The organism is Deinococcus maricopensis DSM 21211, from assembly GCF_000186385.1.
Lineage (GTDB): Bacteria > Deinococcota > Deinococci > Deinococcales > Deinococcaceae > Deinococcus_B > Deinococcus_B maricopensis.
Window position 1 is genome coordinate 1,938,479 of sequence record NC_014958.1, and the last position, 14,430, is coordinate 1,952,908.

8 protein-coding genes are annotated in these 14,430 nt (G+C 69.5%); all 8 read right to left on the bottom strand.

What is annotated here, in order from left to right:
• Window positions 1-102 precede the first annotated feature (102 nt).
• Entirely contained in the window at window positions 103-2,928 is a 2,826-nt protein-coding gene (treY, locus tag DEIMA_RS09105) for a malto-oligosyltrehalose synthase (protein WP_013556957.1), read from the bottom strand.
• Complete coding sequence (treZ, locus tag DEIMA_RS09110) at window positions 2,925-4,697, bottom strand: malto-oligosyltrehalose trehalohydrolase (RefSeq protein WP_013556958.1); 1,773 nt, start codon at window positions 4,695-4,697, stop codon at window positions 2,925-2,927. The genes treY and treZ overlap by 4 nt, the downstream gene beginning before the upstream one ends.
• Window positions 4,698-4,884: 187 nt before the next feature.
• Window positions 4,885-6,993: a glycogen debranching protein GlgX gene (gene glgX / locus DEIMA_RS09115; protein ID WP_013556959.1), complete on the bottom strand. Its 2,109-nt coding sequence runs from the start codon at window positions 6,991-6,993 to the stop codon at window positions 4,885-4,887.
• A 261-nt stretch (window positions 6,994-7,254) separates the two neighbouring features.
• Window positions 7,255-7,776 (bottom strand): hypothetical protein, encoded by a 522-nt coding sequence (locus tag DEIMA_RS09120; RefSeq protein ID WP_013556960.1) that lies wholly within the window; start codon window positions 7,774-7,776, stop codon window positions 7,255-7,257.
• 52 nt (window positions 7,777-7,828) lie between these two features.
• A complete protein-coding gene (locus DEIMA_RS09125) occupies window positions 7,829-8,797 on the bottom strand; it encodes an ABC transporter substrate-binding protein (RefSeq protein ID WP_169311935.1) in 969 nt (322 codons plus the stop codon).
• Window positions 8,798-8,930: 133 nt separating this feature from the next.
• Window positions 8,931-9,704, bottom strand: a complete 774-nt coding sequence (locus DEIMA_RS09130; protein WP_013556962.1) for a methyltransferase domain-containing protein — start codon at window positions 9,702-9,704, stop codon at window positions 8,931-8,933.
• A 333-nt stretch (window positions 9,705-10,037) separates the two neighbouring features.
• On the bottom strand, window positions 10,038-13,301 hold the full coding sequence (ileS, locus tag DEIMA_RS09135) for an isoleucine--tRNA ligase (protein WP_013556963.1): 3,264 nt from the start codon (window positions 13,299-13,301) through the stop codon (window positions 10,038-10,040).
• Between the two features lie 364 nt (window positions 13,302-13,665).
• Entirely contained in the window at window positions 13,666-14,409 is a 744-nt protein-coding gene (map, locus tag DEIMA_RS09140; RefSeq protein WP_013556964.1) for a type I methionyl aminopeptidase, read from the bottom strand.
• Between the last annotated feature and the right edge of the window lie 21 nt (window positions 14,410-14,430).

Below are 14,430 nucleotides of genomic sequence, written 5' to 3' on the forward strand. Positions count from 1 at the left end.
GATGGGCGGGGTTCCCGCCGGGCCGTCACGTGGCGTTTAGGCAACCGTGCGGGCATGGTCAGGTGCACGGGGCCCTGCTGGTGCGAGGCCCCGCGCGTAAGGTTAGGTGTCCTGCCGGATCAGCAGGGCGAGCGGGAAGGTCCGCAGGAGGGCCGCGAGCGGCAGGCGCGGCTCGCGGCCACGCGCGCGGTGCCGTTCACCCGTGAGGACGTTCACGTACACCCCCGCGCTCGGCAGGGGAAGCGTGCGGCTCCCCCACGCCGCACCAACCGCCCAGGCGTGCGGATCGCGCGTGAGGAGGGCCGTGAGGCGCGGCGTGACCGTCACGGCCACCTGCGCGCCGTGCGTCCGCGCGAACGCGAGGACGTGGCGGCCCGCCGTGATCGGCGTGTACGTGCCGTGCATGAACAGCTCCGGATGCGCGCGCCGCGCCTGCAGGGCTGCCCACGTGACCAGCAGTTTCACGTCGCCGGTCATGAAGTCCCTCAACAGCGTCTGCGCGAGCTTCAGGGCGTTGCGCGCGGCCTCCCGTTCAATGCGCGTCAGGGTCCGCCCGAGCGCGGGATACGGCACGGGGCGGCGGTTGTCGGGGTCCACCAGGGACAGGTTCCAGCCTTCACTGCCCTGGTACGTGTCGGGCACGCCCGGCGCGGTGAGGCGCACCAGGGTCGCGGCGAGGCCGTTGCTGGCGCCCGCCACGCGCGTGCGTTCATGCAGGTCCCGCAGGACGCCGACGGCGCGTTCGTCCGCGAGCAGGCCCCGCACGAAGTCCGTGAGGGCGCCCTCGTACGCCTCGTCCTGCTGCGCCCAGCTGGTGTGCACCTTCGCTTCGCGCGCGGCCTTGAGCATGTAGTCGACCATGCGGCCCACGAACGCCTCGTCGGTCACGCCGGTCCACGCGCCGAGCGCGTTCTGGTAGAAGGCGTACTCGTCGGCGCGGCTGGGGGCGCGCACGCCGCCCAGGTCGCGGGCGTACTCCTCGCCGACGTCGCTGAGCGTCTCGATGGCGTCCGCCCACACCTGCGGCATTTCCGTGAGCGCCGTGAGCCGCGCGCGGGTGTCCTCGCCGCGCTTCGTGTCGTGCGTGCTGGTGGCGAGCATCGCGTGCGGCCACGCGTCCGCCCGCCCGCGCGTCTCCTTGTGGAACGCGTTCAGCGACGTGCCGAACAGCGCCGGATCGCCGCCCACCTCGTTGAGCGCCACGAGGCGCACGTACCGGTAGAACGCCGTGTCCTCCGCACCCTTCGCGGTGACGGGGCCGGTGAGCTGCTGGAAGCGCAGCGCGAACCCCGCGTACGCCGCGCGGTGCGCCTCGTCCGGCGCGCGCAGCAGCAGCACGTCCTCCAGGTATTGCAGGACCGTGGGGTCGAGGTCGCGGTTCAGGCGGCGCGCGTCGCGCACGGCCGCGCGGATGTGCGCGTCGTCGCCGGGCTCGCGTGAGCCGTCCTCGCGGACGTAGCTGCGGTACACGGGGAACGCGGCGATCACCTCGCGGATCGCGTCGCGCAGGCTGCTGAGCGTGAAGTCACGCGAGCGAAGGTCCGCTTCCGCGATGCGCAGGAGGTGCTCCGCGAGGACGTTCACTTCCGACGACAGGCTCACGCGCTGAATGAGGTGCTTCGTGCTGTGTAAGGTCTCCCCGTACGACGCCTCCGCGCCGGTGAACCACCGGAACGCGCGCGTGAAGTCCCGTTCGGCCCGCTCGTTCACGAACACGCCGTTCAGCTGCGCGAGGAAGTCGTACCCGGTCGTCCCGTGAATCGCCCACGAGGCGGGGAGCGCCTCGCCCGGCTCCAGGATCTTCTCCGCAACGACGTACAGCGGCTTGTCGTCCGCTTCGGCCGCGCCGAGGGCCGCGCGGGCGCGGTCCTGCAACGCCTCGAAGTACCCGCGCGGGTCGTACAGGCCGTCCGTGTGGTCCAGGCGCACGCCTGTGATCAGGCCGTCCCCCAGCAGGCGCAGCAGCGCGCTGTGCGCCCAGTCGAACACGTCCGGGTCCTCCATGCGGAGCGCTGCGAGGTCGTTGATGTCGAAAAACCGCCGGTAGTTGATTTCCTCCGCGGCGACGCGCCAGTACGCGAGGCGGTAATTCTGCTCGCTGATGAGCGCGTCGAGCTTCACGGGGTCGGCGTTCAGTTCCGTGATGGCGGCGTCCAGCGCGCGCCCCACCTCGGGGGCGGCTTCCGTGAGGCCCTCCAGGCGGCGGCGCATGACGAGCGCCTCCTGCGCCCGCATGACGCGGTCCTCGCGCGCGAGGGCGTCCGTGGCGCCCGGCAGGTGCGCGGCCTGCAACGCCACGGACGCGAGTTCCAGGCGGGACGGGTCGTCCGCGCCGAGCGTCAGCAGTGCCCCGGCGCGCGTGAGCAGCGGCGCGAGCGTGCGCGGACTCAGCGGGAGCTTCCGCTCCCAGTAGGCCAGGAACAGGCGGCCGCCCGTGCGCGTGACCTGCAGTTCGTTGCGTTCCAACACGCGCCCGTACTGGTCCCCGAGGGTGGGCAGCAGCACGCGGTTCTGCAGGCCGCGCCGCAGCGGGTTCCAGTCGATGTCGAAGAAGTGCGCGTACCGCGACGCCTGCCCGTGCTCCAGCACGTCCTCCCAGTACGGGTTCGCGCCGCCCTCCACGCCCATGTGGTTCGGAACGAAGTCCACGAGCACCCCCAGGCCGCGCGCGCGGGCGTCCCGCGCGAGGCGCGTGAAGGCGCGTTCGCCGCCCAGCTCGTCGGACACGCGCGCGTGGTCGGTGACGTTGTACCCGTGCGTGCTGCCCGGCGCGGCCTGCCAGATGGGGGAGAGGTACACGTCGGACACGCCGAGGCGCTCCAGGTACGGGAGGGCCCTGCGGGCCGCGTCGAAGTTGAAGCCTGCGTGGAGCTGCAGGCGGTACGTGGCGCGCGGGATGCGCGCGGCCTGCTCGGCGGGGGCAGTCACGCGCTCACCGCCAGCAGGGCCGCCTCGCCGGGCTGCAGGGTCGAGTCGTCGCGCGCCTCGCTGTGCAGGCGGATCTCGCCGCCGTCCGCGTGCGTGCGGGCGTCCACGGGGCCGCCACCGAGGTTCCACACGAGCACGCGCGTGCCGTGCTCATCCGCGCGGCGCACGATCAGCACGTCGCCGTCCGCGCGCGCGTGGAGCGTGTCGCGGCTGGGGCTGCGCAGGACCGGGTCACTGCGGCGCAACCCCAGCGCCGCGCGGTACAGCGCGCGCGTGCGCGCATGCTCCCCCTCGTCCAGTTCCGCCCAGTTGAGTGTGCTGTTCAGGAAGGTCGCGGCGGCCTGCGGGTCCGGGACGTCCCCGCCGGCGAAGCCCTCGAAATGCTGGAATTCCCTGCGGCGCCCCTCGCTCACGAGCGCGCCCAGTTCGCCGTGGTGGTCCGTGAAGTACTGGAACGGTGTGCTGGCCGCCCATTCCTGCCCCTGGAACAGCAGCGGCGTCATGGGGAGCGTAAGCAGCAGCAGGCTCGCGGCGCGGTACTGCGCGGGCGTCACGTCCTCACGGTGGTGCAGGCGGTCCCCGGTGGGGCGGTTCCCGATCTGGTCGTGGTTCTGCAGGGTGTACACGAAGCTGGGCGCGCCGAGCGCGTCCGCCGGCGCGCCGCGCGGCTCGTCGTTGAGCGGCCACGGCTGCCCCTCGAACGACCACCCGCGGTTGATGACGTGCGCGATCGCGGCCGCGCCCCCCGCGTACGGCGCGTAGTACCCTTCGTGCTCCCCGGTAAGGGTCACGCGGACGGTGTGGTGGAAATCGTCCGCCCACACGCCCGTCAGTTCATCCTCGGTGACGAGCGCGGGAAGGTTACGGGGGTCCTCCGCGAACAGCAGGTGCTGGCCGCGCATGGCGCGCACCTCACGCGCGAGTTCGCGCAGGAGGTGCGTGGGGCTGTCGTCGTGAATCTCGTGCGTGGCGTCAAGGCGCAGGCCGTCGAAGCGGTACTCCTGCAACCACATGCGGGCGTTGTCGAGAATCAGGCGGCGCATGTGCGGCTCGCGGTAGTCGAGGCCCTGTCCCCACGGCGTGTGGAAACGGTCGGTGAAGTACCGGTCGCTGTACGCGTGCAGGTAGTTCCCGTCCGGCCCGAAGTGGTTGTACACGACGTCGTTGAGGACCGCGAGGCCATGCCCGTGCGCCGCGTCAATGAACGCCTTGAGGTCCTCAGGGCGGCCGTACGGCGCGAACGGCGCGTACAGCATCACGCCGTCGTACCCCCAGCCGCGTTCGCCCGGGAACGCCGCGAGCGGCATCAGTTCGATGGCGGTGACGCCCAGGTCCCGCAGGTACGGGAGTTTCGCCATGGCCGCGCGGTACGTTCCCTCGGGGGTGAAGGTGCCCACATGCAGTTCGTACAGGACGCACGCTTCGGCGCTCACGCCCGGGAAGTCCGCGTGCTGCCACGTGAACGCCGGGTCGATGACTTCCGCGTCAGCGTGGACGCCGTCCGGCATGAAGCGCGCGTACGGGTCGGGCGTGACCTGACCGTTCAGCACGAAGCTGTACCGCGCGCCCGCGCCGACCGGCAGGGCCACTTCATACACGTCGTCACCGACGGGCGCCATGCGGTGCGTGTCGCCGTTCACGCGGACGGCGACGTCGTCCGTGGTCGTCACCCACGCGCGGAAGCGGGTGCCGCCGGGCACGAGGTGCGCGCCGAGCTGCGGGGCGAGCCCAGGCTTGGCGGCAGAGGAGGCGGATTGGGTGTCAGTCATGGCAGGGCCCTCCAGCAGGATCAATGGTTGGGGCGCCCCGTTCGGGGCGTTGGCTTTTCACACTACGAGGCTGCAGCACGCGGGCGTGTGCGCGCCCTTCAGGAACGTTTACCTTCGCTGGGCGGACGCTGAAGCCCCCCGGGCCCCGCGCGGCCCGAACGCCGGCAGGACCCGGGGGGCGGGCCGCTCAGGCGGACGCGCGGCGGAACAGCTTCATGCTGCGGCCCGCGAGGGTCGTGGCCTCGCCGACGGGCTGGTCGCCGCCCGCGTCGTCGTCGGCGGTGTCGAGCAGCAGCGTCCACGGGCCACCCGACCCGAATTCCGGCAGCACGAACGGCAGGTCCACGTGGCTGGCGTTCAGCAGGATCAGCAGGTCATCGTCGAGGATGGGCTTCCCGTCGGCTGTCGTGTCGTTCAGGCCGCGCCCGCCGAGGAACATGCCGAGGCTCTGCGTGTTCGGGTTCTGCCAGTCCTCGTCCGTCATGTCCTGGCCGTCGTGCCGCAGCCACATGATGTCGCGCTCCTCGCTGCCGCGGATGGGCCGCCCACTGAAGAACTTGCGGCGGTGCAGCGCCGGGTGCTCGCGGCGCAGCCCGATGAGTTTGCGGGTGTAGCGCAGCAGCGCCTCGTCCACCTGATCCCAGTGGAACCAGCTGATCTCGTTGTCCTGGCAGTACGCGTTGTTGTTGCCGCGTTGCGAGCGCCCGAACTCGTCCCCGCCGAGCATCATGGGCGTTCCCTGCGACAGGAACAGCGTTGCGAGGAAGTTGCGTTGCTGGCGCGCGCGCAGGGCGTTCACCTCGGCGTCGTCCGTTTCGCCCTCGACGCCGCAGTTCCACGACTGGTTGTCGTTGTGGCCGTCCTGGTTGTTCTCGCCGTTCGCTTCGTTGTGCTTGTCGTTGTAGCTGACGGTGTCGCGCAGCGTGAACCCGTCGTGCGCCGTGATGAAGTTGATGCTGGCGTACGGCTTGCGACCGTCACTCTGGTACAGGTCGCTGCTGCCGGTCAGGCGGTACCCGATTTCCGAGGCGAGGCCGCCCTCGCCCTTCCAGAAGGCGCGCATGGCGTCGCGGTAGATGCCGTTCCACTCGGCCCACTTCACCGGGAAGTTCCCGACCTGATAGCCGCCCTCGCCGACGTCCCACGGTTCCGCGATGAGTTTCACCTGGCTGATGATGGGGTCCTGGTGAATGATCGTGAAGAAGCTGCTCAGCTGATCCACTTCGTGCAGGCCGCGCGCGAGGGTGCTGGCGAGGTCGAAGCGGAAGCCGTCCACGTGCATGACCTGCACCCAGTACCGCAGGGAGTCCATGATGAGCTGCAGCGTCTGCGGGTGCCGGACGTTCAGGCTGTTGCCGGTGCCGGTGTAATCGAAGTAGTGGCGTTCGTCGCCGTCCACGAGGCGGTAGTACGTGGGGTTGTCAATGCCTTTGTAGCTGAGGGTCGGGCCCATGTGGTTGCCTTCGGCAGTGTGGTTGTACACCACGTCGAGGATCACCTCGATGCCCGCGCGGTGCAGGGCCTTGACCATCTCCTGGAATTCGCGGACGGCGCCGCCGCGTTCGCCGCGCTTCTCGTACGCGCTGTAGCGGACGTCCGGCGCGAAGAAGTTCAGCGTTGAGTACCCCCAGTAGTTGCTGAGGCCCTTGTCGAGCAGGAACGGGTCGTCGACGTGCTGGTGCACGGGCATGAACTCGATGGCGGTGATGCCGAGGTCCTTGAGGTACGTGAGGACGGGTTCGGTGGCGACACCCGCGTACGTGCCGCGCAGGTCCTCGGGCACGTCCGGGTGGAGCATCGTCAGGCCCTTCACGTGCGCCTCGTAGATGACGGACTGGTGGAACGAACAGTTCGGCTGGTGGTCGCCTTCCCAGTCGAAGCTGTGCGGGTCGATGACGATGCCGAGCGGCGCGCCGCGCTGCTCCTCGGTCTGCATCACGAGGTCGTCTTCGCCCATCACGTACGCGAACACGCCCTGGTCGAAGCGTTCCGTGCCGTCGAGGGCCTTGGCGTACGGATCCATCAGGACCACGTTCGGGTTGAAGCGCAGGCCCCGTTCGGGCGCGTACTCGCCGTGCACGCGGTACCCGTAGCGCTGGCCGGGCTGCAGGCCGGGCACGTAGACGTGCCAGACGAACGCGGTGTTCTCGCGGACGGGAATGCGGGTTTCGTTGTTCTGGTCGTCGAACAGGCACAGCTCGACATTGCGCGCGTTCTCGCTGAACAGCGCGAAGTTGACGCCCTCGCCATCAAACGTGGCGCCGAGCGGGTAGGGTTGTCCGTGTCGTACGTTCATGGGCTCTCCGTCGGAGCGCCGTGAGGCGCAGCCGCCCAGTTGGGCTGGGCGGCGGGTTTCGCGCGGCGTTGGGGGTCGCTGCGCTCCTTCAGAATGCTCTCACAGCTGTCGCGTGCCGGTCCTGAAGATGAACTTAACGTCCCGTTACGGGATGGCATCGTTTCCAGGCCGACGAAGCGCGGAAAACGCAGCACCCGAGCTTCAGCCCGGGTGCCGCAGGGCGACCCCTCCTTCAGTCGCCGCCCCGCGCGGAGGCGGGCGTCAGAACCCCAGGCGCGCGCGCGGCTTCTGCAGCTGCGCGAGCTTCTCGGTGGTCCACAACTCGTACGTGTACATCGGGTACTGCCGCTTGAACCGCCCGACGCGGTCCCACACTTCACGTGACTCGCGCGGCACGACCAGAATCAGGCGCACGACCGTGTCCATGTTGTCGTAGATGTAGAAATCGAAGTGGAACGCCTGCTCACTGCCGCCCGGCGTGAACAGCGGGAACGTGAACGGCCGGTACCGCCACGCCTTGTTGTGCTCCGTGAGGATCTTCGCGGCGACGCGCTTCAGGGCGCTGTCGGGGAACGTGAGCTTCTCACGGTCGCGGTCCCGGAACACCGCTCCAACGGGCGGCGCGTCGAGCTTGACGCCCGGGGCCGCGCCGCGCGGCGCACCCTGCTTCTTCGGCGGGGCCTTCTTCGCTCCGCTCGCGCCGCCCCGGGTGTCCCCGGCGGGCGCGTCGCCACTCTGTTTGGGGCGGGCGGCGCGCACCCCGTAACGTTTCGGTCCAGTCATGCGTGCAGTGTAGCGCCCGCCCCACGCGGAGGGCGGGCGTCCAGCGAGCGCGTTACTTCGCGAGGCTGCGGACGAGGTCGAGGTCCACGAACCGGGCGAGGTCCGGGACGTCCCGCGCGAAGCCCGCTTCCTTGTTGAGCTGCGCGTACTCCCCGAGCGTCTTGAGGTTGATGTCCCAGGTGATTTTGGTGCGCGCCAGACCCTTGAAGAGCGTGTCGCGGTCCGGGCGCTGCCCGGTGAACGCGTAGATCTGGTCGCTGATGGCCTTCTGCGCGCCGGCGTTGCTGCCGCGAATGAAGTTGATGGCCGCGAGGTGTCCGCGCAGCAGATCCTTCACGGCTTCCGGGTTCTTCTTGGCGTACTGGGTGTTCACGACGAGGACGGTGGTGGTGTAGTCGCCGCCGTTCCAGATGCCTTTTTCGTTCACGAGAAGTTTCGCGCCCTGCGCTTCGAGCACGGCCCCCCAGGGTTCCTGCACGAGCGCGGCGTCTACCTGTTTGCTCGCGAACGCCGCGGGCATGTTCGCCGGGTCGATGGGCACAATGGTGACGTTCCCGCCCTCGTCGCTGGCCTTGAGGCCGTTCACGTGCAGCAGGTGACGGAGGCTGATGTCCTGCGTGCTGCCGCGCGTAGGCACGGCGACCTTGCGGCCGGCGAGGGCGGTGACGCCGCGGAGTTTCAGGTCGCCGCGGCCGACGAGGACCGCGCCGGCGCTCGCGGCGCCGCTGATGACCTGGATGGGCACGCCGCGCATGAAGGCGTTCATGACGGGGCCCGGGCCGACGTACGCGGCGTCGATCGCGCCGGCGGCGAACGCTTCGTTCACCTGGCTGCCGTTGGCGAATTCCTTGACCTGCAGTTTCACGTTGCCGAGCTGTTTCTGGAACAGGCCCTGTTTGATGCCGACGAGGCCGGCGGCGTGCGTGACGTTCGGGAACACGCCGAGGCGCAGCGTGGTGGCGCTCTGCGCGTTCGCGGCGCCCAGGGTGAGGAGGAGGGTGAGGGGGAGGAGCAATCTCATAGGCGGAGTGTAGCGCATTAAACGACCAAAATTATCAACTAAGACGGGCCGGCGGCGCGCTCCATATGGGGATGACACAGCGCAAACAGCACCTGGCCGTGGCACCCTTGCCCACGGCGCCGCAGCCAGATGCTCAAGCAGGCTTCTGCGCCACGAACAGCACCCGCGTGAAGGCGTAGTACACCCGGTCGCCGGGCCAGCGGGCCCGCAGCCGAGCGCGGTACGCCTCGAGGAACGCCGCGCCGGTCGCTTCGTCCAGCCGCGAGAGGTACGGGACGAGGGCGGTGCCGCGCACCCAGTCGAGCACGCCTTCCGCGCCGGGCAGCACGACCGGGTACACCTTCTCCAGCGCGGTGACGTTCGCGGCGCCCAGCGTGTCGAGCAGCTCCGCGTAGCGTGCAGGCGTGAGGACCGGGGACGCACCCTGAACCGGGCCGAAGCGCGTGAAACCGCCCAGGGCCTCGCGGAAGTCGTCGGCGGTTTCGCCCAGGAGGCGGTGGCTGTCGTGGCTGTGGTTGCTGGGGACCTGCACGGCGAGCGTCCCGCCCGGCCGAAGGTGCGTCCAGAGACCCGCGAGGAGTGCAGCGTGGTCCGGAAGCCACTGAAGGGCCGCGTTCGAGAAGATCAGGTCGTAGGTGCCGTGCAGGGCCTGAATCGCACCGAGGGTGAAGTGGAGGTTGGGCTGGTGGTGCGTCCGGGCGCGTTCGAGCATTTCGGCGCTGCTGTCGAGGCCGGTGACCTGCGCGTCCGGGTGTTGCTGGGCGAGGGTGGCGGTGTGATCGCCGGTGCCGCAGCCCAGATCGATGATGGCGCGGTACGGCGCCTCGGGGAGCAGCTGAAGGAGGTCGCGGGCGGGCGCGTCGCGGGCGTCGCGGAAGCGGTGGTACTGGTCAGGGTTCCAGGCCATATGCCGAGCGTAGCGAGACCAACCTCGTCTTGTGCGTACTCCGGTGGTAACAAACGATTTTCAAAGGTCGTCTCTGCTCCTTGCCCGGCGTACAGCAACCCCAGTAGGCATTCGGTCGACGGGAGGTAACGACTGCTGTTCTGGCCGGGTTAGAGTCTTTGTCCCCGTCCCCAGGCTCGCAGTGCAGCGTGAGGGCAACGCGCTCAGGGCGAAGAGAGCCTGTGGCTCAGCAGGAAATCTACTCGATTGACGCAAAATTTCACGAGCCCGATTTATCGTGAAACTATTCACTTAAATTCTTGAAGGAAAGGCGGGGAAGACCCCCGCCCACCCTCAGACGCGCGTCAGGAAGACCCGGCCACCCTCCACCGTCGCCTCGAACCCATCGCCAGCCTCGAACGACACGGCCTCCGCCAGCGTCTCCTCCGCGATGTACGCCTGCCACGCCTCCGCCGCCTCGCGCGCATCTCCGCTCAGGTCGAACGCGACGCGAATGCGGTCCTGCACCTCGAACCCCGCCGCCTTCCGGGCCTCCTGCACGCCACGGACCACGTCGCGCGCGAGACCCTCCAGCACCAGCTCGCGCGTCAGCTGCGTATCGAACGCCACCAGGAAGCCGCCGTCCTCAGCCGCCGCGAGCCCTTCCGGCGCGGAGGCGTCCACCAGCACCTGATCGCCCGTCAGCTCGAACAACGCGCCGTCCGCCTCGACGGTGAACGGCTGCCCGTCACGCACCGCGCGCGCCACCAGCGCCGCGTCCGCTCCCGCAAGCGCCGCGCGGACCTTCGGCAGGTCCTTCCCGTACACCTTCCCGATCACCGGCAGGTTCGGGCGCAGGCTGTACTGCACGAGGTCCGTGTACTGGTCGAGGAGATTCACGCTCTTGACATTCAACTCCTCCTTGATCTGCGTCTCGAAGCGCGCGAGGGCGGCCGTCAGCTCTGCGGTGCTCGCGCGGACCGTGACGCCCGCGAGCGGCTGGCGGGTCTTCAGGTTGTGCTGCCCGCGGACAGCGCGCCCGAGGTCCACGACTTTCAGGACCGCCGCCATTTCCGCGGTGAGCTGCGCGTTCAGGCGCTCCGGGCGCACCTGCGGCCAGCGCGTCAGGTGCACGCTCGCCGGGTGCTCCCCGGGCAGGGCCGCCACGAGGTTCCCGTACAGCGCGTCCGCGAGGAACGGCGTGAACGGCGCGGTCAGCTGCGACACGACCAGCAGCGCTTCGTGCAGCGTCGCGTACGCGCTGGTGTCCACACTGCCGCCCGCGCCCCAGAAGCGGCTGCGGTTGCGGCGCACGTACCAGTTGCTCAGGTCGCTCACGAAACGCTCCAGCGCGCGCCCGCCGCCGCGCGCGTCGTACGCGTCGAGCGCGCTCGTCACGTCCCGCACCGTTTCCTCCAGCCGCGCGAGCAGCCAGCGGTCGATTTCCGGGCGATCCGCCACGGCGGGCGCGTCCGCGAGGTTCGGGCGGTCCAGGTTCGCGTACAGCACGAAGAACGCGTACACGTTCCACAGCGTGTTCACGTAATTACGCTGCGCTTCCGCGACGAGACGCTCACTGAAGCGTTTCTGGTCGCCGGGGTCGCTCGCCGTGAACATGTACCAGCGCACCGAGTCCGCGCCGTACTTGTCGAACATCGGGATGGGCTCGATCACGTTGCCCTTGCTCTTGCTCATCTTGGCGCCCTTCTCGTCCACGATGTGCCCGAGGCAGATGACGTTTCGGTACGCCGGCTGGCCGTACAGCATGGTGCTGATCGCGTGCAGGCTGTAGAACCACCCGCGCGTCTGGTCGATGGCCTCGCTGATGAAGTCCGCCGGGTAGTGCCGCTCGAACTGCGCCTTGTTCGCCTCCGCGCCGGGCAGGGCGCGCGCGCCCGTCTCGTCGGTGAGCAGGTGCCACTGCGCGTACGGCATGCTGCCCGAGTCGAACCACACATCCAGCACTTCCGGCACGCGGCGGTACACCTTGCCGTCCTGCTCGAAGGTGATGTCGTCGATGTACGGGCGGTGCAGGTCGAGGTCCGTGAGGTCACGGCCCGTCAGGGCGCTCAGTTCCTGCACGCTGCCCACGACGATCAGGTCGCCGTCCTCGCTGACCCAGAAGGGGAGGGGCGTGCCCCAGTAGCGTTCGCGGCTGATCGCCCAGTCCACGTTGCCTTCCAGCCAGTTGCCGAAGCGGCCGTTCTTGATGTTCGCCGGCACCCAGTTGATCTTCTGGTTCTCCTCGACCATGCGTTCCGCCATGGCGTTCGTGCGGATGTACCAGCTCTTCTTCGCGAAGTACAGGATCGGGTCGCCGGTGCGGTCGTGGAACGGGTAGCGGTGGCGCAGGGTGCCGCTGCGGTACATCAGGCCGCGCTCCTTGAGGTCCGCGATCAGGCCCTTGTCGGCGTCCTTGAAGAACTTCCCGCGTTCGGTCGTGACCTGCAGGACGCCGTGGTCGTCCACGCCGAACATCAGCGGCACGCCGTACTTGCGGGCGAGTTCCAGGTCCTCCGCGCCGTATGCGGGCGCTTCGTGCGCGACGCCGGAGCCGTCCGCGGCACTCACGAACTCCGCGAGCGTCACGAAGTGCATGACGGGCCGCCCGTCGTCGCCGCGTTCATGCAGGGCTTGGACAGCGCCGAGTTCCACGGCGACCTCCGGGAAGGGTGGCTCGTACTCCACCCATTCGAGGTCCGCGCCCTTGAAGGTCGCGAGGACTTCGAGGGGCGGCGTGTCCTTGAGCAGGCTGCTGAGGCGCTCCACGGCGTCCTCCGCGATGATGACCGTGCCCATGGGGCTGCGCGCGGCGACGTACGTGAGGTCCGCGTTCACGGCTGCGAGGGTATTGCTGGGGAGCGTCCACGGCGTCGTCGTCCACACGACGAGCGCCAGGGACGCGCGGTCCTCCTCGTTCAGGCCGCCGAGGACCGCGAGGGCCCGTTCGGGCAAGCTGCTCCAGATCACCGGGAAGCGGACGTACACGCTGGGGTCGTCCACCTCGCGGTAGCTGTCCACCTCGCCGAGTTCCGCGCGGGAGAGCGTCGTACTGATGCGCGGGCTGAGCGGCACCACCTTGTAGTCCTGCACGACGAGGCCCTTGGCGTGCAGGCGCTTCAGGAGGTTCCACACGGTCTCGATGTAGTCGTTCTCGTACGTGATGTACGCGTCCTGCAGGTCCACCCAGTACCCGAGGCGCTGCGTGAAGGTGTTCCAGTCCTGAATGGTTTCCCACACGCTGGTGCGGCACAAACGGTTGAACTCCTCGAGTTCCTCGCGGCTCGCGCCGTGGTTGCGGCCCTGCAGCCCGAGCTTCTTCTCGACGCTGATTTCCACGGGGAGGCCGTGGGTGTCCCAGCCGCCCTTGCGGGTGACGTGGTAGCCCTGCATGACCTTGTAGCGCGGGAAGAGGTCCTTGAAGCTGCGCGCGAGGACGTGGTGCAGGGCGGGCTTGCCGTTCGCGGTGGGCGGGCCTTCGTAGAACACGAATTCCGGCTGGCCTTCGCGGCGTTCCTGCGTGCGTTCGAACACGCGCTGCGTCTGCCAGAGGTTCTGGATGTCCGCTTCGAGGTCCTTGAAGCGCGGCTGGGAGTTGACGGGTGTGAACAGGGTCATGTGGCCTCCTGAGGCAACAAAAAAAAGCGTCCCGGCGCTCAATGCCGGGACGCTCGGGGTTTCAAGCGTGGTACCACCCAACTTCGCCAGCACGCGCTGGCCTTGTTCGCCTCGCTGTCGGGGAGGGGCCGGAGGCGTCTACTGCGCCCGGGTGGACGGTTCTTGCCTCTGCGCGGGAGGGGATGTTCGGCGCGGCGCGGTTCCGTCAGGCTCTCACCGTCCCTGACTCGCTCGTGGTCGCATGTCCTCGCGTACTGGCCTCACGGTCGCGTTGCGGATTGTCGCTCCGCCGGGGGAGCGCCCTCATGGTAGGGGTGCGCGCGTGGGGGGTCAAGGTCGGCCACCGGGCGCACCCGCGTGCGGGTCAGGCGGTCAGGATCACCGGGCGTCCGCGCGTGATCATGACAGTGTGCTCGTGGTGCGCGGCGAGGCCGCCGTCGCGCGTGCAAATGGTCCAGCCGTCCCGGCGCGTCGCGGTGCGCCACGCCCGCCCGCTGGAGATGATCGGCTCGACCGCCAGGACGAGGCCCTCGTGCAGGCGCGAGCGCGCACCGGGATGCGGGAAGTTCGGCACGTCCGGCTGCTCGTGCAGCGCGCGGCCCACGCCGTGCCCGGTGAGTTCCCGCAGGACCGTGAAGCCGCGCCGCCGCACCTCTGTGTCCACTGCGCGCCCGATGGCGTTCACCGGCTGGCCCGCGCGGGCCACGCGCATGGCTGCGTCGAACGCCGCTTCCGCGCACGCGATCAACTGGAGCGCCACCGGCGATGCGGGCGGCACCGCGACCGTCACGGCTGCGTCCGCGATGAAGCCGTCGACGCTGGGCGTCACGTCGAAGCTCACGACGTCCCCGGCCTGCAGGGGCCGCGTGGTCGGCAGGCCGTGCACCGCGTCGTCGTTCACGCTGATGAATACATTGACGGGCGCGTCGTACGTGAGGCGCGGCGCGGACTGCGCGCCGTGCCGGGCGAACACCTGGCCGGCGAGCGCGTCGAGTTCGGCGGGGGTCACGCCGGGCTCCAGCGCTTCACGCAGCGCGCGCAGCGTGTCGGCGACGACCTGCCCGGCGCGGCGCATGCCCTGAAGTTCCCGTTCGTTCGTGATGGTCATGCCTCACTGTACGGCGCGCTC

Coding starts and splice junctions, on each gene's coding strand:
- treZ (WP_013556958.1), bottom strand. CDS start 4,697: ATGACTGACACCCAATCCGCCTCCTCTGCCGCCAAGCCTGGGCTCGCC.
- glgX (WP_013556959.1), bottom strand. CDS start 6,993: ATGAACGTACGACACGGACAACCCTACCCGCTCGGCGCCACGTTTGAT.
- DEIMA_RS09120 (WP_013556960.1), bottom strand. CDS start 7,776: ATGACTGGACCGAAACGTTACGGGGTGCGCGCCGCCCGCCCCAAACAG.
- DEIMA_RS09125 (WP_169311935.1), bottom strand. CDS start 8,797: ATGAGATTGCTCCTCCCCCTCACCCTCCTCCTCACCCTGGGCGCCGCG.
- DEIMA_RS09130 (WP_013556962.1), bottom strand. CDS start 9,704: ATGGCCTGGAACCCTGACCAGTACCACCGCTTCCGCGACGCCCGCGAC.
- ileS (WP_013556963.1), bottom strand. CDS start 13,301: ATGACCCTGTTCACACCCGTCAACTCCCAGCCGCGCTTCAAGGACCTC.
- map (WP_013556964.1), bottom strand. CDS start 14,409: ATGACCATCACGAACGAACGGGAACTTCAGGGCATGCGCCGCGCCGGG.